This is a genomic window from Arthrobacter bambusae, assembly GCF_030812595.1.
GTDB classification, from domain to species: domain Bacteria; phylum Actinomycetota; class Actinomycetes; order Actinomycetales; family Micrococcaceae; genus Arthrobacter; species Arthrobacter bambusae_B.
Genome location: NZ_JAUSSZ010000007.1, coordinates 46975 through 73265 on the forward strand (window position 1 = coordinate 46975; position 26291 = coordinate 73265).

At 59.8% G+C, this 26291-nt stretch carries 23 protein-coding genes and 2 pseudogenes; 15 read left to right on the forward strand and 10 right to left on the reverse strand.

Translation table 11 applies throughout. From position 1 onward, the window contains the following. From J2S96_RS10905 to J2S96_RS10920, 4 genes are all read right to left on the reverse strand, one after another. Complete coding sequence (locus J2S96_RS10905; protein ID WP_306862931.1) at positions 1–1101, reverse strand: mandelate racemase/muconate lactonizing enzyme family protein; 1101 nt, start codon at positions 1099–1101, stop codon at positions 1–3. Between the two features lie 218 nt (positions 1102–1319). After that, complete coding sequence (locus J2S96_RS10910; RefSeq protein WP_306862933.1) at positions 1320–2654, reverse strand: MFS transporter; 1335 nt, start codon at positions 2652–2654, stop codon at positions 1320–1322. A gap of 329 nt (positions 2655–2983) precedes the next feature. Continuing rightward, on the reverse strand, positions 2984–4171 hold the full coding sequence (locus J2S96_RS10915; RefSeq protein ID WP_306862934.1) for a CaiB/BaiF CoA transferase family protein: 1188 nt from the start codon (positions 4169–4171) through the stop codon (positions 2984–2986). Between the two features lie 19 nt (positions 4172–4190). Beyond that, complete coding sequence (locus J2S96_RS10920; protein WP_306862939.1) at positions 4191–5120, reverse strand: HpcH/HpaI aldolase/citrate lyase family protein; 930 nt, start codon at positions 5118–5120, stop codon at positions 4191–4193. Positions 5121–5704: 584 nt separating this feature from the next. On the opposite strand from J2S96_RS10920, the gene J2S96_RS10925 reads away from it, so the two are divergent. The 5 genes and pseudogenes from J2S96_RS10925 (at position 5705) to J2S96_RS10945 (ending at position 8883) form a co-directional block, all read left to right on the forward strand. Beyond that, on the forward strand, positions 5705–6436 hold the full coding sequence (locus J2S96_RS10925; RefSeq protein ID WP_306862940.1) for a transporter substrate-binding domain-containing protein: 732 nt from the start codon (positions 5705–5707) through the stop codon (positions 6434–6436). Positions 6437–6646: 210 nt separating this feature from the next. After that, positions 6647–7051, forward strand: a complete 405-nt coding sequence (locus J2S96_RS10930; protein ID WP_306862942.1) for a VOC family protein — start codon at positions 6647–6649, stop codon at positions 7049–7051. Between the two features lie 153 nt (positions 7052–7204). Continuing rightward, entirely contained in the window at positions 7205–8002 is a 798-nt protein-coding gene (locus tag J2S96_RS10935) for an SDR family NAD(P)-dependent oxidoreductase (RefSeq protein ID WP_306862945.1), read from the forward strand. A gap of 148 nt (positions 8003–8150) precedes the next feature. Beyond that, positions 8151–8477: pseudogene (locus tag J2S96_RS10940) on the forward strand (CoA transferase). 22 nt (positions 8478–8499) lie between these two features. Continuing rightward, positions 8500–8883 carry a CoA transferase gene (locus J2S96_RS10945; protein WP_306862947.1) on the forward strand — a complete coding sequence of 128 codons (384 nt, stop codon included), beginning with the start codon at positions 8500–8502 and terminating at the stop codon, positions 8881–8883. Between the two features lie 75 nt (positions 8884–8958). On the opposite strand, the gene J2S96_RS10950 is transcribed toward J2S96_RS10945, so the two are convergent. Beyond that, positions 8959–9894 carry a LysR family transcriptional regulator gene (locus J2S96_RS10950; RefSeq protein ID WP_306862950.1) on the reverse strand — a complete coding sequence of 312 codons (936 nt, stop codon included), beginning with the start codon at positions 9892–9894 and terminating at the stop codon, positions 8959–8961. Between the two features lie 321 nt (positions 9895–10215). On the opposite strand from J2S96_RS10950, the gene J2S96_RS10955 reads away from it, so the two are divergent. Both J2S96_RS10955 and J2S96_RS10960 read left to right on the forward strand, forming a co-directional pair. Next, positions 10216–12396 (forward strand): amylo-alpha-1,6-glucosidase, encoded by a 2181-nt coding sequence (locus J2S96_RS10955; RefSeq protein ID WP_306862952.1) that lies wholly within the window; start codon positions 10216–10218, stop codon positions 12394–12396. Between the two features lie 294 nt (positions 12397–12690). Next, positions 12691–12867: a lipoyl domain-containing protein gene (locus tag J2S96_RS10960; RefSeq protein ID WP_306862956.1), complete on the forward strand. Its 177-nt coding sequence runs from the start codon at positions 12691–12693 to the stop codon at positions 12865–12867. Positions 12868–13439: 572 nt separating this feature from the next. Here the strand turns inward: J2S96_RS10960 and J2S96_RS10965 are convergent. Further along, entirely contained in the window at positions 13440–14846 is a 1407-nt protein-coding gene (locus tag J2S96_RS10965; RefSeq protein ID WP_306862958.1) for an MFS transporter, read from the reverse strand. A 35-nt stretch (positions 14847–14881) separates the two neighbouring features. Here J2S96_RS10965 and J2S96_RS10970 point away from each other — a divergent pair, with 35 nt between their 5' ends. Beyond that, positions 14882–15205 (forward strand): hypothetical protein, encoded by a 324-nt coding sequence (locus tag J2S96_RS10970; RefSeq protein WP_306862960.1) that lies wholly within the window; start codon positions 14882–14884, stop codon positions 15203–15205. A gap of 54 nt (positions 15206–15259) precedes the next feature. Here the strand turns inward: J2S96_RS10970 and J2S96_RS10975 are convergent, their stop codons facing one another. The 3 genes from J2S96_RS10975 to J2S96_RS10985 all read right to left on the reverse strand — a co-directional run bounded on the left by J2S96_RS10975 (position 15260) and on the right by J2S96_RS10985 (position 18021). Then, positions 15260–16339: an aldo/keto reductase gene (locus tag J2S96_RS10975; protein ID WP_306862963.1), complete on the reverse strand. Its 1080-nt coding sequence runs from the start codon at positions 16337–16339 to the stop codon at positions 15260–15262. Positions 16340–16381: 42 nt separating this feature from the next. After that, positions 16382–17323, reverse strand: a complete 942-nt coding sequence (locus J2S96_RS10980; RefSeq protein ID WP_306862966.1) for a LysR family transcriptional regulator — start codon at positions 17321–17323, stop codon at positions 16382–16384. A 185-nt stretch (positions 17324–17508) separates the two neighbouring features. After that, complete coding sequence (locus J2S96_RS10985) at positions 17509–18021, reverse strand: zinc-binding dehydrogenase (RefSeq protein WP_306862969.1); 513 nt, start codon at positions 18019–18021, stop codon at positions 17509–17511. A 30-nt stretch (positions 18022–18051) separates the two neighbouring features. Here J2S96_RS10985 and J2S96_RS10990 point away from each other — a divergent pair, with 30 nt between their 5' ends. Next, positions 18052–18180 carry a hypothetical protein gene (locus tag J2S96_RS10990; protein ID WP_306862972.1) on the forward strand — a complete coding sequence of 43 codons (129 nt, stop codon included), beginning with the start codon at positions 18052–18054 and terminating at the stop codon, positions 18178–18180. Here J2S96_RS10990 and J2S96_RS20205 read toward each other — a convergent pair. Continuing rightward, positions 18166–18468 (reverse strand): annotated as a pseudogene (locus J2S96_RS20205) (alcohol dehydrogenase catalytic domain-containing protein); the annotation flags it as partial. The gene J2S96_RS10990 and the pseudogene J2S96_RS20205 sit on opposite strands and share 15 nt — an antisense overlap. Before the next feature lie 563 nt (positions 18469–19031). Between J2S96_RS20205 and J2S96_RS10995 the strand changes: the two are divergent. From J2S96_RS10995 to J2S96_RS11020, 6 genes are all read left to right on the forward strand, one after another. After that, a complete protein-coding gene (locus J2S96_RS10995) occupies positions 19032–19817 on the forward strand; it encodes an SDR family oxidoreductase (RefSeq protein WP_306862975.1) in 786 nt (261 codons plus the stop codon). Between the two features lie 65 nt (positions 19818–19882). Next, on the forward strand, positions 19883–20287 hold the full coding sequence (locus J2S96_RS11000; RefSeq protein WP_306862979.1) for a nuclear transport factor 2 family protein: 405 nt from the start codon (positions 19883–19885) through the stop codon (positions 20285–20287). Between the two features lie 185 nt (positions 20288–20472). Beyond that, the gene (locus J2S96_RS11005; protein ID WP_306862982.1) at positions 20473–21651 is read left to right on the forward strand and encodes an ABC transporter permease; all 1179 of its coding nucleotides are present in this window, start codon (positions 20473–20475) and stop codon (positions 21649–21651) included. Beyond that, a complete protein-coding gene (locus J2S96_RS11010; protein ID WP_306862984.1) occupies positions 21648–22943 on the forward strand; it encodes a sugar ABC transporter substrate-binding protein in 1296 nt (431 codons plus the stop codon). Before J2S96_RS11005 ends, J2S96_RS11010 begins: the two co-directional genes overlap by 4 nt. A gap of 97 nt (positions 22944–23040) precedes the next feature. Continuing rightward, positions 23041–25611 (forward strand): ATP-binding cassette domain-containing protein, encoded by a 2571-nt coding sequence (locus tag J2S96_RS11015; RefSeq protein ID WP_306862988.1) that lies wholly within the window; start codon positions 23041–23043, stop codon positions 25609–25611. Positions 25612–25693: 82 nt separating this feature from the next. Continuing rightward, positions 25694–26224: a hypothetical protein gene (locus J2S96_RS11020; protein ID WP_306862990.1), complete on the forward strand. Its 531-nt coding sequence runs from the start codon at positions 25694–25696 to the stop codon at positions 26222–26224. Positions 26225–26291: the final 67 nt, after the last annotated feature.

Here is a 26291-nt window from a genome sequence, read left to right on the forward strand (position 1 = left end):
TTAATTGTCGATTCGGTAGCGCCTGAGCTTGTCTTCATCGATGTCGACTCCGATTCCCGGGCGCTCCGACGGAATGAGGACACCCTCCTTGACCACGAGCTGCTCAGTGACAAGATGGTCCGTGAAAACGTTGAAATAATCGAGTTCCCCGGGTTCGCAGGCCACTCGCGGGAACGCGGATCCGAAAGCGAGCGAGGCCGCCGTGCCGACCATGCTATCGGCCTGGGTGCCCAGCAGCGTTCGAGCACCGAGCGCGCCAGCCAGAGCCACCAGCCGGGCGGACTCTGTGAATCCTGTCCGGGTGGTCTTGATGCTAAGCGCCCGTGCCGCGCCGGAGGTCAGCTCCCGTGCGGCATCAGCGACGGTGGGAGCGCTCTCATCGGCCATTACGGTGATCGGGACGTGCTGGGCCAGGCGCCGCCGTCCGATAATGTCCTCGGCCGGGCTCGGCTCCTCCACGAGGTCCAGACCATAGTCGGCCATGGCCGTCAGGGCCCGGATCGCTTCCTCGGCGCGCCAGCCATGGTTGGCGTCAACGTAGATCGTAGCTTGGTCGCCGACCGCCTCGCGGACGGCTGCAATGCGCGCGACATCGCTGCGCAGCCCAGTGCCGACTTTCACCTTAAAGGCACTGATGCCACTCTCGACCACGGCCTGGCGGGCTTCGTCTGCTGCTTCCCGGGCTTCGCCCATGGTCAGGATCCGGGTCACGCGGATAGGTGTACTTACCCCGCCCAGGAGGCGCCACGAGGGCATCCCTGTCACCTTTCCGCGCAAATCATGGAGGGCAAGGTCAATAGCGCCGCGAGCTGTGTTGTTCGCTATAAGCCACGACGTCTTCTCGTAGAGATCCTCGACGGCCAGCGGGTCGGCGCCGACCAGCGCGGGCTCCAGCCACTGCCGGATGGCCGCCACGATCGATGTCTGAGACTCGCCGTAAACGAATGATCGGGACGAGGCTTCACCAATGCCTACCAGGCCTTCGTCCGTGTGCACGCGCACCAAGACGTGTTCGGCGCTATTCAGTACTCCTGACGCAGCGACAATCGGATGGAGGTACGGGATCGTAAAAGGAACGGCCTCGACAGATGTGATCTTCAAGTGATGTCTCCTGAGGTTGCAAACCAGTCCCCGTGGGTTTTTGAGGTTCCTGGCTCAAGCTGCTACTAGGGGGCCAATACAGTGTCGCCCTCGACGTCGGGCCTTGGGCTCATGGAACCGAGCCGATGGGCCTCTCGCTGGGTGGGCGAGTTGACGTCGGTCCGCTTGCCAATCCGGTCCCAATGGCTTACGACAAAACTACTGACTGGTTTGAATTGTCATTCCGGTAGGGGACGGTTGCTGGTTTCGCTGATAAAGAAGGCTCCAATCGCCGAGGGCACGACCACCGCCATCAGGAGCCAAGCAGGCGAATAGACATTTCCGGTCGTGCTGACGAGCCACTGGGCGATATAGGGGGTTGGCCCGGCAATCACGGATACGATAAGACCCATCGAAAGTGCGAAGCCCGTATAGCGGATTCTGGTTGGGAAGGACTCCAGGACGGGGGGCACCTGAGTTCCTGTCCCCATCCCGTGCACGATCGCTATGAGGATGAGGCCTAGTGTAGGAAGAACGTAGCCGCCCATCTGGATCAGGGCAAAGGCCGGATAAGCTGATACGAGGGTTACGACCACGCAGGCGAACAGCATCGGACGGCGCCCGAAACGGTCCGACGCGAGGCCCGCAATCGGTTGGACCACGATCATGACGACGACCGCAATGGAGATGCAGACTAGCGCCCCTCCGCTGGAGAGTCCAGCCGACTTCGTTAGGTATGACGGCATGAATGTCATGAGAAGGAAACCCGGGACCTGAACGGGCAGGTTGAAAAGTGTGGCGCGGCCCATCATCTTCCATCCGGCGACATTGCCGACAACGGCTTTGAGCGGGCTCCGGCTCTTGGCGCCCTCCTGCTCGATGTTATCGAAAACAGGCGTTTCTTCGAGCCGGCCTCGGATGTATAGCCCAATGCCGCCCATAGGTAAAGCGATGAGGAACGGGATTCTCCAACCCCAGCTCTGCATTGCCTCAGCGGACAGCGTCGACACCAGCAGAGTCGCTACCAGCAACGCTACCAACTGCGAACCCATGACGGCGATCGACAGAAAGCTGGTCTGGAAGGCCCGGCGCTTGTTTTGCGAATACTCGCCGATGAAGAGTGCGGCACCCGGAAATTCGCCGCCGGCTGAGATTCCTTGAACGAATCTAAGCAGGGCCAGCATGGTGGGCGCCCAGATGCCGGCCATTGCAAAGCTCGGAAGGATCCCGGTCATGACAGTTGCCCCGGTCATGACGATGATGATCGCCGCCAAGGTTCGTTTGCGCCCTATCCGATCGCCAATAGGACCCCACAGCAGCCCACCGAGAGGCCGTGCGACGAAAGCCAACGCAAAAACTGCGAAAGTTTGGAGAATTCCAGCAGTTTCATTGGAGCTTGGGAAAAATACTGCGGCCATAACTGAAGCCAGAGCCCCAAATGTCACCAGGTCGAAGTATTCGACAAACGTTCCGATCGACCCAGCCACCAGAACATTCTTGGGTATGGGCCTGGCGGCTTGTTCCTCAACGAGAGGTAACGAATTGAGACTGCTCTTCTCTGCAGTTCCGGTCATGAGCTCTCTCCTTTGAGAAGCGATCCTGTTGAATTCGAGAAGTAAATTGTAGAAAAATGCGAGTCGGATGCCCCACGCAATGTCGTGGGGGAGTGCGTAATAGCCGACCGACACGCATGCGGCCAGCATGCAGCCTTCTCCGGCCCTGTTCGCCAGAGCCCACAAAGTCGACTGAATCAACGACAACAGGGCCCGGCCGCCTAACCAGGGCCTGCCGGCACCGAACCATCGGCGTCGACATCATCCCCTGACGGGCCACCGGCCAGGGGATGACGTCGACTGCGTGCTTATCGACATGCCCGAAACCTTAGGCGCCGCCGGAAGGCACATCAACCAGCCTCAACGGCCCTTACCGACAAAGCCGATGAAGAGTCCGGGCTAACGGCAGCCTCGACGGCCGGAGCATTGAGTAGTTTATTGTCCGACCCAAGCTTTGGACCTAATGAACGCACTTTACCGGGAGTGCGTGACAGTCTCGGCACGGGGCCTGGTATCGAATATTTTCCATACTCTTCGCTCTCGACGGCGACGAGATTGTGTCGGGCAGCGATGTGAGGGTCTTTGGAGATGTCGCTGGGTTTGCTGACTTTTTCCGCGATCACTCCGACGGATTTCAGGCTCGCGACTGCCTCGTCGGAATTTTGCGTTCCCAACCATGCGCCGAGGGCTTCCTTTATCACCGAGACCGGGATGTCATCCTCGCCTTTGACCTCGAGATGTCCACCTTCCTGCAGGAATGCCACGACGTTGCCGACATGCTTTCCGGTGGCCGCCGAGACAACCACGAACTTGCCGTCGATCGTGGGCAGAATCTCTGTAATGAAGCCGCCGGCAAAAGGGAACGATGCCCCTGCGCGGGTTGAATCTATTCCAAGAACTTCAAGGAAGGGCACCTGCCAATCGATCATCCTGAACAGGCCCTCATATAGAGGCAGGTCGATCATCTGTCCGAGTCCGGAGGTGTTCCGTTCATGGAGTGCAAGCATCACACCAAAGGCACCGAAAAGGCCTGTAACAAGATCTCCGTGGGAGTAGCCCGGGTGAACTGGTGGGGCGTCGGTGTAGCCCGTGAGGTTGGTAGCACCACTGAAAGCCTCACTGATTTTGCCGAAGCCCGGACGCGCACTGTAAGGACCCGTCTGGCCGAAACCAGAGATTCTGAGCATCACCGCTCTGGGATTGATGCTGTGGACATCATGCCAACCCAACCCCCACTGTTCCATAACCCCGGGACGATAGTTTTCAATCACTACATCCGCGCTTTCGACCAGTTCGCGAGCGAAGGCCGCTCCTTCGGGGCTGCCCAGGTCGACTTCCACACTCTTCTTGTTCCGTGCGCTCACCTCGAACCACAGTCCACGCGCATTTTGTGGGCCCATCTTCCGAAGGCTGTCGCCCTGGTTTGGACGCTCAATCTTTATGACCTCGGCACCGTGATCGCCCAACAGGCTTGCCGCGAAGGGCCCGGCAATCACGTGTCCGAATTCAAGTACTCGGATTCCTTCTAATGAGGACATTGCTTCTCTTCTCGTATTTTTAGTTGATAGGGCTGGCGGTGAGTCTGTACTCTGAGGCACGTTCAAGCGTGGCTCGAGCGGTGACGCCGTGGGCGGTATCGATCATCTCGCCGTCGAGCGCAACCGCGCCGCGGCGCTCTGAATGCGCCTGTTCGAGAGCTTCGAGGACTCGTTCGGCCCTCTTTATCTCTTCGTCGCTCGGACCGAAAGTAGTATTGGCGGCGAGCACATGCGAGGGGTGAATTAACGTCGCTCCGGTATATCCGATATTTCTCGCTTGTTGGAGTTTCTGTTGCATCTCCTCTTCACCATGTCCTACCGACGCAGACACCATGGCATAGGTGGCACAACCGGCAGCTCGGCCTTCCAGCTGAACGTGTGAAAGCAGGTACAGAGTTTCGAGACCGGACCTCGTTGGCGTGAAGCCGACCGATCGTGCGACATCGCCGTCTGGAATCGTGCCTGTCATCAGACTCTTGACACGCTCATCGCAGCTGCCGAGTTCAAACGCCCTGCGGATGCCTGCAGCGCTCTCCAACATCACGTGAACGTCAAGCGGCCGGGTTCGGTTGGAGTTCTGTTCGATCAGCTTCAAAGCGCTTATCAGCATTTTCAGGTCGTCGACGCTCTCTGCCTTCGGAACCACCACGCCAGTACAGCGTGATGCAACAATGGATTGAATGTCTTCGAGAAGGTGCCCGGAATGTATCTCGTTCATTCGGGCAAGCAGCTGGACTTGTCCGTGATCTTCCGCCCTGATTGATTTCAGGGCCTCTCTGGCGGCTGGTTTATCGGCTTCAGCAACAGCATCTTCCAAGTCGAGTATGAGGGCGTCCGCGCCAGCGCTGACTCCATTGCCAATCCACCTAAGCTTTGTCGCCGGGATAAACAGCAGGGACCTGAAAAGCTGACGCGAATGGTTATTACCAGCGTCGGTTGAGATCGTCATTGGGCTCCGTGCAAATCGAGATGGAGGTTGGCCATTCAACGCCCATCGAGGTGATGACTCACGACTTTCACTCCGGTGATTCGAGTCACAGATCGTGTTCAATCCATCCTGCGTGGTGATGCGAGCGCATCGCAAATGCCCATTTTTGATGTGTATATCATCTGCTCGCATCACCCGCTGTGCGGACAGGGGAGTTCGCGCCGCCTCGCCTAGGCGCTTCGGACTGGGGTGAGGACCCCTTGCGAAGCGGTTGGGGGCGGTTCTGAAGTGGGACGATGCGCGGCCGTTAGATTGGCGCGCCGAGGAACCGCAGGCTAACGAAGGCTGGACTGTGCTGGGGTCGCCCGTGCTAGGGTGCGCTCACCGGTGATTTCATCGTGCGTCCTCACCGCGGCGAAGACACCGATCATCAACTCGGAAAGCCGGGACGACGGCAGACGGCCGCCTCTAATCGACTGTGGACGATGCACAAGTTGCAAGTGAGCGGCTGAGACCATGATGAACTCTGCCCGCGGCCTTCGTCGCCAAATGCTGCCAGCGTCGGGGATGATCCTGTCCCGCTATGGTCGATGTTCAGCGCACCTATGTCCATCAACGAGAGGAATGATCCCTTGGATTTCAAAACACCCAGTCGGGAGTTAGTGAAGGCCCTGGCGCCAACCGGCGTGCTTCGTGCGGTCATCAACCTGGGAAACCCGGTTCTCGCCCAAGGAGACGCTTTCTTGCCAACCGGCATCACAGTGATGCTTGCGCGCGAAATGGCAGCATGGATGGGCCTCCAGGTTGAGTTCCTGTGCGTCGAGGCAGCGCGCGATGCGTACACCGCCATGGCTGAGGGGAGGGCTGACGTGTGCTTCCTTGCCGATGAGCCGAAGCGACGTGAGCATATTGCTTTCACTCCGCCTTATGTGGTTCTCGAAGGCGTATACGCCACGGCACCACTCGCCCCGTTCGAAGATGCGACCAAGGTCGATAGAGCCGGCGTGACGATAGCGGTACGACGTGGGTCAGCTTACGACCTCTACCTGACTCGAACGATAACTGAAGCGCAGATCGTTCGTGCAGAAGCGGAAACGGATGCCTACGAACAGCATGAGTTGGACGTTGTTGCCGGGGTTCGGCAACCGCTGACGGCCTACGCTTCATCCTCAGGTAGTCGCATCCTTGAGCCGCCATTCATGCGCATCCAACAGTCGGTCGGGCTTCCGAAGAGCACGGCTGATGAGACTGTTGGCGTATTGGCCGACTGGCTCGAGCATATTAAGTCGACTTTGCCCATTCGCACGGAGCTGGACCGAATAAACGCAGGAGGGTAGCTAGTCTGTCCTGGACTCGTGTATCGGCAGAGTGCGCCCATGTCAGAGCGTAATGGTCCCATCAGAAAAAACGAATGGTCGAGGCTTCCCATCACGCGCTACTATCGCAATTATCCGCTTTCCAAAGGGACTTAAATCGAAGGGTCCCCTTTTCCTGCGGACTCAACACGAAAGGGGAGCTGCATCCCAATGCGGTCTCGGATTCATCATGTGAACATTTCTGCTCCAAAGTTCGAGGAGACAATCGCCTTCTACAACGACATGTTCGATTTGGTTGATTTTCAGCCAAAATTTGCGAAGGATTACAACCAGCGAGGCGGGACTCGTTTCGTAGGGCCACAGTCTTCTGAGATGTCAGAGACAGGCGAGCCGCCTACCATTCACATCTCTGATTCCACCCCCGAGTACGCGAAGAGCGTGAAAGAGCTTGGCATCAACCCTCGGCTCAATGGGCATATCGCGATCGCAGTCGACGATATTGAGGAAGTGAAGTCTCGTCTTACTGCTGCCGGCGTCTTCTTCGTTGAGGCCGGACGCTGGGCTGTTCAGGACTACCACCAGATTTACACTTACGACCCCTCAATGAATCTCATCGAGATCAATCAGGCATTCTGACCGCACAGCGGAGTGGGCAGGTTCAGATCAGGGTCCGGGTTGTGACGGTCTCACTGGACATCCCGACTGAGCTTCCCCTCCAGCGGAAAGTCTTTGAGCCTTCGGTTTTAAGTCTGTTATGCAAAAACTCACGACGTGCGGAGAAATAGATTTATGGACTTGTTATTGGCCGGAAAGACTGCCATCGTCACAGGTGCGAGTAAGGGGATCGGGCTTTCGGTAGCTACTTCCTTGGCTCGTGACGGCACCAAAGTCGTGATGGTCGCGCGCAGCCGCGATGAGCTTGAGCGCGCATGCTCCCAGATTCGCTCCGAGGGCGGAGAGGCCCTAGCGATATCCGCCGATACAACTGACGAAGCAGCTATCAGCGAACTTGTTGCCACTGTGGTGAACGTGTTCGGCAGCGTTGATATCCTCGTGAACGCGGCCGCGCAGGCCGCCGACTCGACGAAGTCCAGCGGTATCAAGGATCTGCGCGATACGGACCTGCTCCGAGAGATTGACACCAAAGTGCTCGGCTACCTCCGTTGCGCTCAAGCGGTGGTGCCCCATATGGTCGGATCCGGCTGGGGGAGAATAATCAATGTTGCTGGCCTAGGTGCCCGGTCGACAGGATCTACCTTTAACTCGATCCGAAATGTTTCTGTCGCAGCTATGACCAAGAATCTGGCTGATGAGCTGGGTGAGTCCGGTATCAACGTCACCGCGGTGCATCCAGGAATGACCGTGACGGAACGAACTGGAGATCTGCTCGAGCGCATGGGCGCAGCGAGTGGCGAGGATGTCAGCGCGGTGAAAGCGCGTCTTGATAACGCCATATCCATCGGGCGAATGGTCACCTCTGCCGAGGTGGCGGACGTTATCACCTTCCTTTGTTCTCCACGCAGCGTTGCTGTCACAGGCGATTCGATTGCGGTGGGCGGCGGCCAGCGCGGAGTGATCCATTACTGACGCATTTGATGCCTTCCCAATGCGCTCGAGTGTCCCGATGCGCTCGGTGTATCTTGGGTGTCTTGCGGGTCCCCGCTAAGCCGGCGGACCCGCAAGACCGAACCACCGCCGGCCACCTTTGGCTCGCGTCCGCAGGACAGGAGTAGACATGGCGTCCCTACCGCTGGAGGGAATCACGGTCGTCTCGCTCGAGCAAGCCGTTGCTGCCCCGTTTGCGACGCGACAGCTCACCGACCTAGGCGCTCGAGTGATCAAGGTTGAGCGCGACACAGGTGACTTCGCTCGGGGCTACGACGACAGAGTCAGTGGTATGGCCAGCTACTTTGTCTGACTGAACCGTAGCAAGGAATCGAGCGTACTGGATCTTAAATGCGACGGCGGTCTTAAGCTCTTGCGCCGGCCCGTCGAGAATGCAGATATCCTCGTTCAAAACCTTGCCCCAGGCGCGATGATCGACTGGGTTCGGAGCAGATGACGCGCTCGAGCTAAACCCACGCTTGATCCACACCTCTATTTCAGGCTATGGCAGGGGTGGATCCTGCGCTACAAAGAAGGCATATGACCTGCTGATCCAGTGTGAATCCGGCCTGCTGTCCGTCACGGGCACCCCCGAGAGCCCGGCGAAAGTCGGTGTGTCCATTGCGAATATATCTGCTGGGATGTATGCCTTTTCCGGAATCCTGACCGCCCTAGTCCAACGCGGTAAGACCGGGCACGGTGACGTCCTCGAGGTATCGATGCTTGAGGCGTTGCCGAATGGGTCTCGCCGAAACCACAGCGCATCATCAGCCATAGCAGTCGCGGACGATGCGATGAGGCCTTGTGTGGATGAAGCCGACCGGGACCCCTTCCACTGGTGCACCACGAATCCATGCGCCTAGGTCATAGATGGCTGGCCGCATGCGAAGTACGTGTCCGCTTGGCAGTCAGACAGGAAAGGTTGCCCAGAGTTGGGGCTAGGGCGAGTCCACAAGCGTCGCGGAGGGCCACTCACCTGACAGGACTAGTTGCCGGGAAACTTGCAGTAGCTCGGTGGCAACAGCTTCGACCGAACGAGGTACCCGAGCAGTCCGCGGCAGACCTATCACCACAGAGCGAGACACGCTCGGCTCCGAAAGAGGGGCACCGCTGAGCTTGCCTTGCTGTACGTCCTTGGCGACACCGGCAGCGGGCAGAATTGTCCAGCCCCGACCGGCCAGCACCATCTGCTTCTGAATGTTCAGCGAATTGGTCTCGATAATGATATTCGGGTTGAGAGCGATGTCCGCCCGCGCCTTGTCGATGAGCGTGCGTAGACTGTGTCCGACGGTTGGCAAGATAAGTGGTTCATTGAGGAGCCGTTGCCAGGTGCCCGTCTCTGTAGGTAATAGGCCAGCTTTGGCTGGTGCCACCACCCAAAGGAGCTCATCAAGCAGTGGCGTCACACGCATCGAGGTTGTATCTGCCACATTGTAGAGCAGGGCGACGTCGAGAATGCCATCGTCCATCCATTCTTTGAGATGGCGAGAGACTCCTGACAAAAGGTGCAGGTTCACACCTGGGAATTTCTTTGCTACCGAATCGACGAGGGCGGGAACTATCAGATCCAACAGGCTCTCCAGTACGCCTACCGAAACTTGCCCCGTTACCTCGCCCAGCACTGGAGTCAGTTCAGACCGGCCACGTTCCAACTCTTGCAGCGCACGGCGGGCATGAGAGAGGAAAACCTCCCCAGCCGAGGTGAGAACCATGCCATTGCGTGTCCGATCGAAGAGCAAGACGCCCAGCTCGTCCTCTAGCGTCTTGATTTGCCGGGTAACCGCCGGCTGCACGAGATGCAACAGTTGAGCAGCACGGGTGACGCTCTCCACTTCTGCCACGGTGACCATGGCAATGAGCTGCTTCATCTCCATAGGAACTCCTTGGTTGGGATGCATTGACTCGAACCTATGGATTCAGGAGTCGCATTCTCCAGACTCCGAACTACGAAGTCGCAGCACTCTGATTACATTCACCGTCGGGCACTGGTGTGAAAGCGCATGCCTACGGTAACACAGTGCCGGAGATGCGCTGGGAGGTCGTCTCCTTCAGAGCCTCGAACGGACTCAACCTGCGAATACGACTCAACGCGGGGGTAGCATCGGGTGGGCCCGAGGGCGTACCGTCGTCGGCAGGCGATCGGTTCAGATCCTTGTAGCGCTGGGCCGTTAAAGTCATCGGTTGAAGGAGCCGGAATGGCTGGGTGGAATGCTGACACGGCTGCCGGGCCCGTCGGAGCTGGCGCGGTGACATTGGTTGAGGGCTCGTCCTTTTGCATCTCATCCGCCAACGGTGACATTTCACCGGAATACCCGCACGGACTGTTCGTCGAAGACGCCCGCATAGTGTCCCGCTGGAACTTAACTGTCAACGGCGCGCCGTTGGAGCCGCTCGCGGCGAGGGCGAGGGAGCCCTACCGCGGTCTGTTTGTCGGACGCGTGCCCAGGTCTGACGGGTATGCGGACAGCCCTCTGATTGTCGAACGCTTACGGGAGGTCGGGGCCGGATTCTTGGAAGTGATAACCGTTCGGAACTACTCGCCGGACGCTGTCGAGTGCTTGGTTGCCCTCCAGGTTGAGGCAGACTTCGCGGACCTCTTCGAGGTGAAGGAGGCACGCGTTCAGCGGCGCTGGGAAGAATCCCGCGAAGCGAAAGAAGATTCGCTAACCATACGGGCTGCCTGGCGGGAGATTCGAAAAGGTGTTTTGCTATCGGCAGCCGGAGCCGACATCGCCCTTGACGGCCTCATTTACCGGATCAGTGTCCCTTCGAACGGAGAGTGGAGCGCCACAGTGAGCGCGGTGCCCCTCACCGACGGAAGCGCTCCCTTGGCGGGATTCGACCGGCCGCAGAAGGGGGAAATGTCCCCTCGCGACCGACGCCGTCAGGAGTGGGTGTCCAGGATTCCTGTGCTGCACATCGGCAACCGCTCAATCGAGAGGACCCTCCGGCGTAGCTACGATGACTTGGGTGCGCTTCGCATCGAGGATCCTGACCACCCGGAGCGCGTGATGGTCGCCGCCGGAGCCCCCTGGTTCATGACTCTTTTCGGTCGCGACTCGCTCTGGGCGTCCCTCATGGCACTTCCGGTGGACCCCTCCCTGGCCTTTGGCACCATCCAGACACTGGCGGACCGTCAAGGAAGCGTCGTGGATGAGATGAGCGAAGAGGAACCGGGCAAGATTTTGCATGAGGTGAGATTCGACGTCTCAAGCGGACTAGCGCTGGGGGGCAAATCAACGTACTTCGGCAGCGTGGATGCCACCCCGCTTTTTGTGGCCTTGTTCGGCGAGGTCAGCCGCTGGGGATTCGCCAGAGAAACGGTATCAACCCTGCTGCCGCACGTTGACCGGGCGCTGGAGTGGATCCGCCAGTATGGAGATAAGGATGGCGACGGCTTTGTTGAGTATTCCCGGCTCAATGAGCGTGGGCTGATCAACCAGGGCTGGAAGGACTCGTGGGACGGCATCAATTTTGCTGACGGGACGTTGGCCGAGCCTCCGATCGCCTTATGCGAGGTGCAAGCGTACGTATACAGCGCGTATCTTGCGCGGTCCTGGATAGCCTTCGATGCCGGCGAGATGGAACTCTCTGCCGAATACAGGGATCGCGCGGCGGAGCTAAAGAGACAGTTCAATGAACAGTTTTGGCTGCCCGACCGCGGCTACTATGCCATCGCCTTGGACGGCCACAAGCGGCCCGTCGATGCGTGCACTTCGAATATGGGCCAATGCCTGATGTTTGGCATTGTGGACGAGGACAAAGCTCCTCTTATTGTCGATCGGCTCATGTCCCCGGAAATGTTCAGCGGCTGGGGTGTACGAACGCTGGCCAGCGACATGGGCGCCTACAACCCTGCGAGCTACCACAATGGATCGGTTTGGCCCCACGACAATGCGATCATTACTAACGGACTCATTCGCTACGGCTTCGTAGAGCAAGCGCAGCGGATCTCTACAGCCCTGTTCGAAGCGGCAGAGTACACGGACGGTCGGTTGCCCGAATTGTTCTGCGGCTTCAGCCGCGAGCACTTCGACGAACCCATCCCCTATCCCACGGCCTGCTCACCACAGGCCTGGGCCGCAACCACCCCCATCCAACTGGTGAAGAACCTGATGGGCTATTACGCCGATGTAGCCCGGGGCGGCGTGTGGTTGGATCCGGTCTTCCCCGCATCCTTCGGAGATCTGCACATTACTAACGCGCCCATGGCGAACGGCAGGATCACCATAGACATCGCCGATTCCGTTGCGACTGTTCAGGGACTACCCGACGGAATCCAGTTCCACCATGGAATCCGGCCGAGGGCTGCCGAGTTGGCGCAGCAGGCCACGATACCGAAGCGACCAAGCGAGGCCAAACGTAAGGGTGCGTAGGAGTTCCGACTCATTTCGGAACCGCGAAGAGGCCATGTAGCGGAGCGTGGAGACCGATGGCCGCGGTTCCAGACACCCTGCCTCGGTTCGAGCCTGTCTGCGCAGATAGGTGTCTAACGGTTGGGATGGTCCTACCCGCACTGGCGCATGTAGCAATAGGCTCTGACCTCGCCGCAAATCGTCCCGAGCATCTCGAAAGTGCTCCAACGAGCCGCCATCGCCCGGACAGAAGACATCGTCACCGCCCTTGAGACGGTAAGGATTCGAAGTTAGCTAATGGCCGAGATTCCGCGTATGCCCGAAGTACTCGCAGACGCCTCCGAGGCGTCCATCCAGACCTGGCTTGTCTCGTCGGGCTCCACGCTGGTCGTCGACCAGCCCATCGAGGAGGTTGAACCCGAGAAGGCGACCGTTGAGTTGACGGCGGAGTTCGCCGGCGCACTCGGGCGAATCTTAGTTATCCGAAGGTGACAACGTCTCCGCCGGAGACGCGATTGCCGTCCTCCTGGGCAGGAGATGAAGGCGACGATGCCGTCGAGGAGCCCTCGCGGGTGCCGGGCTGGTAAGCGGCGGCGCCCCTGCGCAGGCGGCCACCCCATTTGCCCCGACGAGTCTTACTCAAATGGGTGCTTGTGCAGGTCCGACATCACGGAGCATTCCCTGGCTAGGTCGAACCGCTTGACGTCCGGTTTGGATGCGAGATTGTGGTTCCTCGGTTCCATCGCACAGTATTGGTCGGGAAGAAGGTCGACGAAGGTGACTCGTCATATGTTTCACGGCTGCTGACGGCAACGTCGACTTCGGACGTGCGGAACATCAGTCTCTGTCGGCGGTCTGCCCGCGGTCGACGCCGGATCCCTGCAGTGCGCCAGCGAAGTCAAGGCCGTCGGTTCCCCCAGATCATCCTCGCAGCAGGCGAAAAGGTTGGTTGGACCGGGGGACTTGCCCTCACCGAGTAACAATCGCTGCCGGGTCAACGCGCCCGGACCCAAAATGAAACACGGCCTCCCGAAGGCGCCGGTGTTTCCCTTTGGCCCCCGAAACTACTTAACATGCTGTTCGTCGGCTGCCCTGCGGAAGCGTGCCAGGAGGGTGTGCATGAGTAGGAAGACGAACACCGTCAGGCAAAGAATTGCCCCGATCGCGAATGTTGCACTGATCCCGGAACCGGTGGGGTGAAGATCCGGTGCCAGGTTCGCGGCGAGCACCGCGCCGGAGACCGCGGTGCCGAAGGAGCTTCCCACGGTGCGAAGGACCTGGTTGAAGCTAACGGAACTGCCCAACTCGTCTGCTGCAACACTCCGGGCGATCAGAGCCGGCATGGCGGCGTAGCTCGACCCCGTTCCCAGACCGAACACGAGCATCCCGATCAAGATCTGCCAGAGTTCGGCGTGGGCAAACCAGAGCAGGATGCCGGCCGCAGTGATCATGCTGGCGCCGATCGGCAGCAGCGTCGCCAGACGGATCTGGCGTGCCAATCGGCGCACTAGACGGTTCGCGCCGAAACTGCCCACCGACAGCGGGAACATAACGAAACCTGCCCAGAATATCGGCAGCGCGATGCCGTAGCCGGTGGAGGTCGGGGCCTGGGCTACGAGGCTGGAAATCGAGAGGCCGATATACATTGCGGCGCCGAGCCCGACTGCCGTGCCGTTGGCCAGCAGGACCTCACCGTTCCGGAGGACCCGAAGGTTGATCAGCGGATGGTGGGTGCCCAGCTCAGTTCGAATCCAAGTCGTCAGGACGGCTGCGGCGAACAAGAAGGCCCCAAGAGTCCACAAGGAGCCCCAGCCCCAGTTCGCTCCTTCGCCGATGCCCAGGAGCAGGGTTCCGAGACCGAGACCGAGCAGGACAGCCCCGGCGTAGTCGAAGGGCACCCGCGGCGCATGTTCGTCAGGTCCTGCCGGGACGACGCGTAAGACGAAAATGATGGCCGTGACCACGAATAACGCGGCGAACCAGAACGCGAACCGAAAGTCGAACAGTCCCGCGATGACTCCCGTCAGAGGATAGCCGATCCCGATACCGGTTGAAACGGTCACCGAGAGGCTAGAGATGGAGAACTGGACCTTGCCGGCAGGCACATAACGGCGGGCAAGAGCGATCGTCACCGGGACAATCCCGTAGGTCAGCCCCTGAAGCGCCCTGCCGAGCAAGAATACCGTGAAGTTGGGCGCCAGCGCCGCCGTGATCGAACCGATGAGAATGATCGCCAGGGCTGATATTAAGAGCCGCTTCTTGTGTGGTCCGTCGCTCAGCCGTCCCATCACGGGGGTCGCGACAGCGCCGACAAGGAGGTTGACGGTGAGCATCCACTGCGCCGTACTGACCGACACGTCCATCTCGCGGGAGACGGAGGGCACCAACAGCATTCCTAGCGAGCTCACGATAGCTGAGGAGAGCGCCGCGTAGATCAGAGTTGTCATCAGGCGCGAGCGCGGCTCAGTCAACGGAAGCCTCCAAGCCAAGCCTCCGGAGGACGGGGATGACCACGTGGAGTGTCGTCGGCTTCTCGCTGGCAGAGCTCTGGGCGAAGGCAGCTCGCATCCCGGCAGGCGCACCCGGTGGCGAATGCGACTTTTCCCGTGAAGTCATAGCTCGTCTCGGTTCCTTCCTCGTGCTTTCTCACCTGTTCCGCCGGCGCCTCCAGACATTCGACAGACCACAACTCTTACCCACAGAACGGCGACACCGCCGCGGCGTTTCCGCAACCCTGCTGAGCACGGCGACGACGCCGCCGGTGCGGTGGCCACTTCGATCGGGCCCCGCAGACCCGCCGTTTGACGCCGTCCACGGCGAACTGCGGTAAACAGAGAATAAGCTCGGGTCGTACGGTGAAGTGCAGGACTCGAGCCTGTTCTACTTAAATGGAGATTTCCATCGGTTCCCGGGTGTTTCGGAGTGCCTCGTTGGGAACGATGTCGTGAGGGCCAAGCCGGTCTGAAGCGGACTTCGCGTGGTGCCAGTACGGGTAGATCAGCGGCGGTGCGGAGACATTGTCCAAGCGGTATCGCTCCTCTTCGGTGAGGGTAATATCTGCGGCAGCGAGGTTGTCCAAGAGCTGTTGCTCGGTTTTGGCACCCACGACGAGCGACGCCATGCCTGGCCGGCCCAGCAGCCACGCCAGCGAGATCTGGGCGGCCGAGACCCCGCGAGCATCGCCGATTGCGACGAGTTCGTCCACGATGTCATACAGGGCGTTCTGGTCACGGACCGGCGGCTCGTTCCATTCGGCGAGTTTACGAGAACCCTCCGGTGCTTGCTGCCCGCGCCGGTACTTGCCCGACAGCAGACCACCCGCCAGCGGGCTCCAAACCAGCACTCCGACGCCCGCGTCCTCAGCGATCGGGAGCAGTTCGTACTCGGCCTCGCGAGCCTGCAAGGTGTAGTGAATCTGCTGTGAGACGAACGGCTGGTATCCGTTTCGCTCGGACACGCCGAGGGCTTTCATAAGCTGCCAGCCCGCGTAGTTTGAACTGCCGATGTACCGCACCTTGCCTGAGCGCACGAGTGAGTCGAGTGCTTCGAGTGTCTCTTCGAGTGGTGTCTGTCCATCCCATTCGTGTACCTGGTACAGGTCGATGTGGTCGATATCGAGACGACGTAGGCTCGCCTCGGCCTGGGCGACGATCTGATGGCGCGACAGTCCGCCGTCGTTAGGACCGTCTCCCATAGCCATGCGCACCTTGGTAGCGACGAGTGTCCGGTCGCGTCGACCTTTAAGCGCCTGCCCCAGCATTTCTTCAGACGCGCCATACGAGTACACATTCGCTGTATCGACCAGGTTCACCCCGTGATCCAGCGCGACATCAAGTAGTCGTCTCGCCTCATCCAGGCCGGTACTGCCGGCGTAGGCGAAAAAGCCCCGACCGCCAAACATCATCGCCCCGAGGGTGATGGTGGAGACTTTCAGCCCTGAACGTCCCAAATTGCGGTATTCCATGATGATTCCTTTCTCGTGCAGAATTTATTTGTTTAGGAGCAGTCACTGTTTAGGGGCGTCCACGAGTGTGGCTGACGGCCATGCGCCCGAGACCACCAGGTTGCGTGAGACTCGCAGCAGTTCGGCGTTGACGGCTTCGACCGCACGCGGAATGCGGGCGGCCCGCTGCAATCCCACTACGACAGAGCGTGACAGCCTTGGCTCGGCCAAGGGTGCACCGCTGAGCGTGCCCTCTTGGATGTCTCGAGCGACGCCGGCGCCGGGCAGGATGGTCCAACCGCGCCCGGCGAGGACCATTTGTTTTTGAACGCTCATGGAGTTTGTCTCGAGAGAGATCTTCGGCTCGATTGGAATATCAAACCGCGCCTTGTCGATGAGCGTACGCAATCCGTGTCCCAGAATCGGAAGAATCAACGGTCCCCTCAGTACCCGGTCCCAAGTGACAGGTTCTGCGGGCAGCAGTCCTGCGTCGGCAGGAGCGACGGCCCAGAGGCGTTCGGAGAGCAGCGGCTTTACGCGCATCGCCGGCGTATCGGCCAGATTGTAGAGTACTGCGATGTCGACAACACCGTCGTCCAGCCATTTCTGCAGGTAGCCGGAAAACCCCGACATGATCCGGAGTTCCACGCCGGGGAATCTCTTGGCAACTGAGCTGGCAAGCGGGGGAACGATTACGTCAAGCAAGCTCTCCAATACTCCCACAGACACAAGTCCGGTGACGTCACCTGTCTGCGGCGTCAGTTCCGTGCGCGCGCGTTCCATCTCCTGAAGCGCGCGGCGGGCACGGAGAAGGAAGACCTCACCGGCTGAGGTGAGGACCATGCCTTGGCGTGTCCGGTCGAAGAGTACGACGCCGAGCTCGTCCTCGAGCGTTTTGATCTGCCGCGTCACTGCAGGCTGAACGATATGGAGCATTTGGGCTGCGTGTGTGACGCTCCCGGCCTCGGCTACGGTCACCATGGCTACGAGCTGTTTCATTTCCATGTGACTCCTTGGTTCGGGAGTTGTGTCCAGGAGATACGACTGCCGAAGGCCAACCGACAAATTTGGTTGAGCTAGGGCATCAACTTTGGGGGACCTTGCCGGGGCCCGCCATTTGACGTGGCACCGGCCGCTCGTTCGACGCGTTTTTCGCCGTCCCTGCTGACCAGTGCCACGTGCCGAGCGGACTACGGGGCCAGCAAGACCTTGGAGGCCTGGCGTGTTGCGGTGAGGTGGATGGCATGGTCAAGCTCGCCGAGCCCGACGGTCTTGACATCTATCGCTGCGAGCCCGGTGGCCTTGGCTAGCATTTGGGGTACGTCCTTCCAGTCCGAAATGTCGTGCGCACGTGCGCCGACAAGGCTTTTCTCGGTCATGGCGAGCCGGCCCGAGTTGATCTGGACAGGGTCCGCAGGCAGTCCCACGCAGACAACAGTCCCGCCTGGTGCGGCGAGCTCAACCGCTAGCGACACGGCGGACTCATGGCCGGCCGTCTCGACCACAACGTCGAATGCGCCTGCTACCGCATTGGTGTCGCGACCGACGACCCTGATCTCGTCTACGCCCATCGAGGACGCAAGTTCCAATTGTTTGAGATCGGCTTCAGTGCCGATGGCGGTGGTCGACACTCCGTCCTCTGCTCCAAGCGCCGCGATTGTCATGAGACCGACCGATCCGGGACCAATTACTGCTACTTTCATGCCAGCCTGAACTGAACCGCGTTTTAGTGCGTGCAGGCCAACCGCGAAGGGCTCCGCGAGGGCCGCGACGACATCGGGGACCTCATCAGGGACAATGGCGACATTGCGCCGAGGGACAACGAACCGTTCAGCGAACACTCCGTCGATGTCCAGCCCTAGAACCTTCAGATTCTGACAGAGCATCGACCGGCCTGCCAGACAAGGGGGACATGTGCCGCACACGACGTGCCCCGAGCCTACTACCCTGGAGCCAACCGGGAGTCCGCTTCCTGGGGCTGATGCAACGACTCGCCCCAGGTACTCATGTCCGATGATTTGCGGAAAATTGGGCCGGTAGGTCGCTTGCGCGGCTGCATTCCACTGGACGAAGGACACGTCCGTTCGACACAGTCCACCGTAGATCAACTCCAGGAGAACTTCGTCTTCTCCGACCTGAGGAACCGGCATATCGCGCAGCTCCACACCGCCGGGGGCGGCTTTACTCTTCACAAGGGCTCGCAATTGTTCCTCCTGGACCTAAACTTTACGAAGACAGCGGTGGGACGGAACGAGCCGCGGCGCGAAATGATTTCACCTTGCTGGAAGCTCACTCCATGCAGCCGTCGTGGTGTCAGCTTCCGTGCCCGACACCACGTCTTTATCGCCGCGTGTATGACCCACTGCAGCCATACTGCCCAGTGATACCGGACTTTTCAAATAACATTCGGTGATGCCGGCATCACCCCATCACATGCCCAATGCACGTTGCTTTCAGCCCTCGCCCCAAGAGTGGGCACATGGCGTTGGAACGTCGGTTGACTCCTGCAGACCCGGCCCGGGAAGAATGCGGGCAGGGCATGGACCCATCACAAATGATCATTTGCGGGGCACTCACTTCACGTCAGATGATGGATATCAACAGGCTGTGACTCGGGTCACCTAAGTGTTGAAGGCATCAGACCTCCCGATGATTCGAGTACGCCGGTCCGTCCTCGGTGGGAGCGGCGGCAGTGAACGGAGAAGCTAACAGTATGACTGGCCAAAACAATAACTTTTCAGGCAAGGTCGCGATGGTGACAGGTGGCGGGAGCGGGATGGGCCGTGCCACCGCCCTCGCGTTTGCAGGAGCTGGGGCTCGCACTGTGGTTGTCGACCTGTCGGAGGAAGCAGGCATAGAGACCGTAGATCTCATTAAGGAACAGGGCGGAGAAGCTATTGCCGTCCGGTGCGATGTAACCCGGAGCGAGGATCTAAAGGCGGCATTGGAAGCGACGGTCGCAGCCTATGGACGTCTCGATGCAGCCTTCAACAACGCCGGCCTCGAGCATGGGTTCATAGCCACGGCGGAGATCTCTGAAGCTGAGTTCGACCGTATCGTAGACGTGAGCCTGAAAGGGGTCTTCCTTAGCATGAAGTATCAGATCCCGGTCATGCGTGCCAACGGTGGTGGCGCCATTGTTAATAACTCATCCGCCGCTGGGCTGATTGGATTCAGAGGGCAGGCGGCCTATACCGCAGCAAAGCACGGCATTGTGGGCCTCACTAAGTCAGCAGCCCTCGACTATGCGCCGGAAAAAGTGCGGGTAAACGCAATCTGTCCCGGCATCGTCGATACCCCAATGATGGACCGGGTGACGGGCGGTACGTCCGAGGGGCGCGCTGCAAATATCGCAATGGAGCCCATCGGGCGCATGGGTCGCCCCGACGAGATCGCGAACACCGTGCTGTGGTTGTGCTCCGACGCTGCATCCTTCGTCATCGGCCATGCGTTGTCGGTCGATGGGGGAATGATCACGGGTCATTTCGGCGAACGCTGAAATACATATAGACCAAGCCGGTACTAATCGCAGGAAACTGCCGAACCTAATGGAAGGAGAACCTGGTGCGTGCCAACGAATCAACAATCGAATTTCTGACCGAGTATTACGCCGCTATGGAGGCGAAGGACACGGCGCGCTACAGTGCCTATTTCGCGGACCACATGACAGCCACCTTTGCCAACGCTCCAACGCTCGAGGGCGCGGATGCCTTCGTCGCAACGCTTTCAGGCCTACTCGAACAGATCGAATCGCTTCATCATGACGTCGTCGCTGCTTGGGAGGAGGACGATGACGTCCTGATCTTTGAGTCGGTCGCGACCTGGACACTCCTAGATGGCAGATCCGTCACTATACCGGCCTGTTCAGTGTGCAGGGTGGTCGACGGTAAGTTCACGGACCAGCGGATCTATGTGGACAATGCACCGCTATCCGCCGCACTTGAGCAAGCTGAGACCGTAAACGCCTGACATTCGCCGATTACGGCCCAGGATGCGCTAAGCCTGGCACGCCCAGCCTTAGCCCAAGGTGAGGATGGCACCAGTCGACCCCGTTCATCAGATCTTCACAACCGAAAATTTCAGTCTAGGGACGCCGAAGTCTCCTGCCGCTTCGCGAACTCGGCGCCACTACCCGAGACTCGTCCGCATAGCGATTGACGCTGAAAAGAAAAGGTAAAGTTTTGCGTAAATACGAACAGATCTCGGGAGCTACCGAGCAACGGGGCTGGAAAAATCCGGTGTCCGGGCCGGGCCGAGAAAAGGCGCCATCCGGCCTGATCACCGATCTAAAGTACCGGTTTCCTGGCCGATACATAGCAAGTTGGGGAGCTTTAGCGCTTGCCCTTTTGGTCATAGCCCTCGTTGTGCCGGTTACACTCCGCCCGGATGGGCTCAGGGTCTCGACTGCGCTGGCTGGAGTGCTCGCACTCGCGTCCCTCGGGCAGATGCTCGTCGTGATGCTGGGTGCGATCGATCTCTCGGTTCCTGCGGTAATCACATGCTCCGCGGGCGTAGTGGTGCATTACGGAACACAGGGGGCGAATCTTCTCGCAGTTGTCGGCGTAGCACTGGCAGTCTCCGTCGTGATCAGCCTCTTGAACTGGTTGTTCATATCAGTCATCCGCCTGAACGCCATCATCGTTACGTTGGCGACCTTTGGAATCGTTACTGGCGCGGTCGTGCTGTGGACCGGTGCGTCGTTCTCAATGACTGGTCTGGCGCCGACGGACATGCAAAATTTCACCCACTGGTCCTTCTTGGGTCTCAACGCGTGCTTCATTGTCGCGGTCGTGGTTGGAGTGATCATTGCTCTGGTTCTATCCAAGACCCGCGGCGGGCGGCAAATCGCCGCCATCGGATCAAATAGGCGTGCCGCGCGGTTTCACGGCATCAATGTCCGTCGCATCGAATTCTTCACCTTCGGCGGTGTGGGACTCCTCTACGGTCTCGCGGGCGTATTGGTGGCGGGCTTTGTCGTGACGCCGGATACGTCGGTGGGCACGCCGTACCAACTCGCTACCATCACCGCGGTCGCTATTGCGGGTACAGCGTTCAACGGCGGCCCGTCCAGCGCCGCCAGTGTGGTGTGTGCTTGCTTGTTCTTGCAATTGCTCGATCAGGCACTTTCGATTTACGGGTTCGCCGCCGGCCCTCGGGTCGTGGCACAGGGCGTGGCTCTTGTGCTCGCGGTATCGGCGATCACCCTCGGGCAGTTCGCGCTCTCCGGGCTGCGCTGGGGCAATCGCGGTATCCATCGAGGCGGCGGACGAAACCCTGAACAAGGTGTGGGGTCGAAGACGACCCCATCATTCAATATCAAGGAGACAATATGAATACTAGTCGCGCGGGATGGGCCGGATTCCGACGGGATCGCCCCTCACTGCCACTTGTGGCGGGGGTTGTGCTTGCCACGATTCTCACGGGCTGTTCCACCACGACGGGGGCAAACACCTCCGACAACGCCTCTCATGGCGTGCCTACGGATCTGATCACAGCGTCCTCAGTGGATCCCACTCAGCTTGCGGCGACGGCGAAGAAGGCGCTCTTGGCAGATGTGCCGGTCGCTCAACTTCCCCCAGTCGTGGCAGACACGTTCGCGGTAGCGTCAAAACCCCTCACTGATGCGCAACTGCAGCAGCTCAAGACCTGCTTGGGAGCGCGCTCCTGTGACACCGGACACGGAACGCTGACCGTTGCGATCAACGCCGACTTCACCAACAACCCGTGGTGGAGCGTCCGACGTGCAGAGGCCACAGCCCAGGCGATCGCCTACCCCCAGGTCAAGCGGATCATCTTTACCAGCTCGTCCAGTGGGAATATTGCTGAGGTTCTTTCCAACTTGAGAAGCCTTATAGCCCAGAAGGTCGACATTATTGTCGAGGATCCGGTTTTCGGTCCAGCAGTTCTTCCGGCTGCGAAGGAGGCGCTTACCGCGGGCATCGCCTTTGTAACCGAGAACTCGCCTCTTCCCAACGAGGCGACGGCATCGGTCACCACGCAGCTCCCCTATGACCTGTGCGCTATGGGCACCGGTGCTGTCCAGAAGATTACGGCCGGGGCGGGAACTGCGTCGAAGTCATACGCCCTCTACACCGGGGTCCCAGGCAATGCGGATGCCGCTGAGTGGCAGCCTTGTGCAGAGAAAGCGTTGAAAGCGGCTGGCTGGCAGCAGGCTGTTTCTGGATTCACACAGTGGACACCACAGGGGGAGACCCAGGCCGCGAATGAGCTTCTCGCCTCGGGTAAGGACGTCTCCGCAATGCTCTACGACTACTCCAGCGATACCTTCCTGCGGCCCTATATCGCTGCAGGAAAGACTCCGCCGGCCTCATTCGTCGACACAGCCAACTATTCCGCCTTCAATGTCTACGACGACGCGAAGAAGGCTGGCCTCAAAGCAGAGAACTATGTGTCCAATGGGCACGTTTGGTACGGACGTCTGGGAGTGACTGCAGGGATCGAGAGCAAGCTCGGCGTGAATGTCCCTAACAAGGTTCTCGCTCCCGTCCCGGTGGTGGGGCTCGCCGATATCCAGGATCAAAACGTATCGGGGATGCCTGCAAACGTGCCGCTACCTACCCTACTCAACCCTGAGTTGGCCAACTTGGCCCTCTCCGCCGGTTGAGTCGTTAGTCCAGGTGCCGGTTGGGGTTCGGACCGTCGGACCTCAACCGGCAACCCAAACAACCATGTGGACCTATCCACGTAGGGAAGAACTACTAATGACGAAGCAACAAATTATGGTGACCTCAGATGGCGAGACGCGCGGATCGTCGAGCTCTGACCCGGCCCTCGTTCTGACGAATGTGTCAAAGTCGTTTCCTGGTGTCCGAGCACTCGCAGAGGTCGACTTTGAATGCCAGGCCGGCGAGGTCCATGCCCTCGTCGGAGAGAACGGGTCAGGAAAGTCGACGCTGATCAAGATTGCCGCAGGCGTCCTGATTCCGGATAGCGGCTCAGTGCTCATTGAAGGACGTTCGCTGTCGCGAGGTGGCATCCGACAGGCGCGCGGCCTCGGACTTATGACCGCATACCAAGACACCTCATTGGTTCCGGAGCTGACGGTCGCTGACAATATCGCCCTGTCCTTTGACGCCGTTGGCGAAAAACGGCCCGGCGACTTGAACTCCCTGTTGGCGGCCTACCAACTGCCCTTCAAACCGTCAGCAACCGTCTCCTCGCTTGGCCCAGGGGCCCGTCAACTCCTTGAGGTCGCGCGTGCGATGTGTCACCGCCCGCGCGTGTTGCTTCTTGACGAGCCCACGGCTGCGCTGGACATGAAGCTGGCCGCTCACCTCGAGGAACTAGTGCGAACCGCCCGTGGCGAAGGCACTGCCATTGTCTACGTCAGCCACCGGCTGGAGGAAGTCCGTCGCCTTGCCGACCGGCTCACCGTTCTTCGCGACGGTGTTATCCGGGGGACCTACAGCTCCCGCGACTGGAATGTCGACGACATCGTGGAGCTGATGGTGGGCGCGAAGACCGAGCTGGAGTTTCCTCAGCGTGGCAATCAGCTGTCGGAAAAGCCTCGCCTCGAGGTCCGCAGCCTCGCCGGGTCCGACTTCGGCCCTGTTTCACTGTCGGTCCGGGGTGGTGAGATTGTCGGAATCGCCGGCGCGGAGGGCAACGGCCAGCGCGCTTTGCTGCGTGGTCTCATCGGAATCGGTCAAAGCGACGGAGACATCGCTGTCGATGGCGGGGTGCTCACCCGGAACAATCCAAGTACTGCGCTGCATGCCGGGATCAGCTTCCAGAGTGGGGACCGGGCCGCGGAGTCCGTTTACGGCCCGCTTCCAGTGATGGATAACCTTACAATTCAGTCCGGCGCAGCGAATGGGCCGGGCGGTCTCGCTGTGCTCAGTCGGCTCAAAGGCGCGTTTAGCCGCGCCGCGGCGCAGTTCGGTATTGTCGCCGCGTCTCCGTTCCAGCCGATCAGCGCGCTTTCCGGGGGTAATCAGCAAAAGATCGTTCTTGCACGACCGACCTTGCGAACACCGAAAGTGCTGGTTGTTGACGAACCAACCCAAGGCGTTGACGCACGCGCTCGGATGGACATCTACAGGATGCTCACAGATGCTGCCGACGAAGGTATTGCAGTCCTGGTGAACTCTTCTGACTCATCTGAATTGGCGGGGCTGTGTGACCGCGTCTATGTCATGTCGCGTGGAGAGATCAGCGCCGAACTAGTGGGCCCGACCACTGAGACGGAGATCGTTCGAAGCTTTGTGAGCGCCGCGGGAATCGCCGAGCGCCCGGACACGAAACTCACCGGCCCGGCGAGGTTTACACGGTCGCTCGGTCAACTGACCTCTTACGTCCCAGTCATCGTGCTGCTGCTGCTCTCGGCGCTCTTGGCAATATATACGGGCGCTCACTCGCCTGTATTTTGGACCGGACCAAACCTGGCCAACCTGATGCTCCTGAGCCTGCCGCTCGCGTTCGTCGCGCTCGGACAACAATTCACCTTGTTGTCGGGAGGCTTCGACATATCCGTGGGTGCCACAATGAGTCTCACTGTGGTCCTAGCGTCGATGACGCTTCCAGATCTGAGCGCTGGATCATTGCTCCTCACCGTGCCTTTGCTGCTGCTAGCAGCGGTTGCCGTCGGAGCTGTGAATGCCCTACTTATCGGGCCGCTCAAAGTCAATCCCATTGTTGCGACCATCGCGACACTTGGAATCATTCAAGGGATCGCGATCGTCCTTCGCCCTCAACCAGGTGGAATGATCGCGCCTGATCTGGGCACAGCCTTCAGTTTGGGATTGGGCTCCATCCCGGCACCATTTGCAATTCTCGTGGTCCTCACGATCGCACTGGAGATTTGGCTGTACCGCACGCGCGGTGGACTGGCACTCCGTGCGGTCGGCTTCAACGCTCAGTCCAGCGACCGCATAGGGCGGCGTTCGGTTCTTGTTCGCTCCGCAAGTCTGATTGTCTGTGCAGTGGGAGCAGTAGCGGGCGGCATCTGCCTCGCCTCTCTCACCGGAATTGGTACCAATGATGTGGGTGCTGGGTATTCCCTACCGTGCTTCGCCGCAGTTTTCCTCGGCGGTGCCGTGCTGACGGGGGGCCGCGGTTCCTTCGTTGGCGCCGTTCTGGGTGCGGTCTTCCTGTCTCTGATCGACAATGCGACGCCCTTGCTCAACATTCCTGACGGAGCCAAGCAAGCACTTTACGGAGCCATCCTGGTCATCGCCGTCGCCGCCTATGCGGGAGTGGAGCGCGTGCGAAGTGGCCGAGGCCGAACTGGGAAGCGTCATCCCCTTAGCTCGAAACAGAGGCTCAAAGCCTAATTGGGCGGTCGGGGTGAACGCTCCGACCAAGTACCGTAAGTCGGTTTTGAAACCCACACATAACTACCGAAAGGAAAGCACTATGACAGGCGAATACCGCGATCTGCGTGCGCGACGGATCGTGACAGGCTTGGACGACCAAGGTCGGTCAACAATCGTAAGTGACGCACTCACCGATACCAGGCTCGTCACTGACGCTTTCATGCGCAATGACCTATGGCAGGCCAAGGAAGTCCCCGGCTCAGCCCTGGCGGAGAACAGTCTTGCCGAGGTCGCCGTCATCCCACCTCCGCCACTGGGTTACACCTACAACATCACGGCGTTCCCGCCAGATCATGAGTGGGATTACGAGGCTGGCTACGCGCAAGCTCTGGCAAACGCGGCAGCCTCCGAGTCGACGAGCGACCAGGACATTCCCGGCATGCACACGACGGAGACGGTTGACATTGTCACGCTGCTCTCCGGTGAGCTTTGGGCCATTCTCGAGACCGGCGAGACGCTGCTCACGCCCGGTGACACGCTCGTCCAGCGGGGCACCAAGCACGCTTGGCGAAACAAGGGGGACGTGCCGGCGGTTATCGTGGCCATCCAGATCTCGGCGACCCGCCCTTGAACAGCGATCAAAGCCAGAGTGGCAACGGCGTCCTAATTTTCGATTGACGGAATGTCAAAGGTCAGGT

What these genes read in the sequence shown, in the direction of transcription:
- J2S96_RS10960 (WP_306862956.1), top strand. Translation starts at nt 12,691, where the DNA reads ATGCCCGAAGTACTCGCAGACGCCTCCGAGGCGTCCATCCAGACCTGG.
- J2S96_RS10970 (WP_306862960.1), top strand. Translation starts at nt 14,882, where the DNA reads ATGACCACGTGGAGTGTCGTCGGCTTCTCGCTGGCAGAGCTCTGGGCG.
- J2S96_RS10915 (WP_306862934.1), bottom strand. Translation starts at nt 4,171, where the DNA reads ATGTCCTCATTAGAAGGAATCCGAGTACTTGAATTCGGACACGTGATT.
- J2S96_RS11010 (WP_306862984.1), top strand. Translation starts at nt 21,648, where the DNA reads ATGAATACTAGTCGCGCGGGATGGGCCGGATTCCGACGGGATCGCCCC.
- J2S96_RS10920 (WP_306862939.1), bottom strand. Translation starts at nt 5,120, where the DNA reads ATGACGATCTCAACCGACGCTGGTAATAACCATTCGCGTCAGCTTTTC.
- J2S96_RS10980 (WP_306862966.1), bottom strand. Translation starts at nt 17,323, where the DNA reads ATGGAAATGAAACAGCTCGTAGCCATGGTGACCGTAGCCGAGGCCGGG.
- J2S96_RS10910 (WP_306862933.1), bottom strand. Translation starts at nt 2,654, where the DNA reads ATGACCGGAACTGCAGAGAAGAGCAGTCTCAATTCGTTACCTCTCGTT.
- J2S96_RS10975 (WP_306862963.1), bottom strand. Translation starts at nt 16,339, where the DNA reads ATGGAATACCGCAATTTGGGACGTTCAGGGCTGAAAGTCTCCACCATC.
- J2S96_RS10925 (WP_306862940.1), top strand. Translation starts at nt 5,705, where the DNA reads ATGTCCATCAACGAGAGGAATGATCCCTTGGATTTCAAAACACCCAGT.
- J2S96_RS10935 (WP_306862945.1), top strand. Translation starts at nt 7,205, where the DNA reads ATGGACTTGTTATTGGCCGGAAAGACTGCCATCGTCACAGGTGCGAGT.
- J2S96_RS11020 (WP_306862990.1), top strand. Translation starts at nt 25,694, where the DNA reads ATGACAGGCGAATACCGCGATCTGCGTGCGCGACGGATCGTGACAGGC.
- J2S96_RS10995 (WP_306862975.1), top strand. Translation starts at nt 19,032, where the DNA reads ATGACTGGCCAAAACAATAACTTTTCAGGCAAGGTCGCGATGGTGACA.
- J2S96_RS10985 (WP_306862969.1), bottom strand. Translation starts at nt 18,021, where the DNA reads ATGAAAGTAGCAGTAATTGGTCCCGGATCGGTCGGTCTCATGACAATC.
- J2S96_RS10950 (WP_306862950.1), bottom strand. Translation starts at nt 9,894, where the DNA reads ATGGAGATGAAGCAGCTCATTGCCATGGTCACCGTGGCAGAAGTGGAG.
- J2S96_RS11015 (WP_306862988.1), top strand. Translation starts at nt 23,041, where the DNA reads ATGACGAAGCAACAAATTATGGTGACCTCAGATGGCGAGACGCGCGGA.
- J2S96_RS10955 (WP_306862952.1), top strand. Translation starts at nt 10,216, where the DNA reads ATGGCTGGGTGGAATGCTGACACGGCTGCCGGGCCCGTCGGAGCTGGC.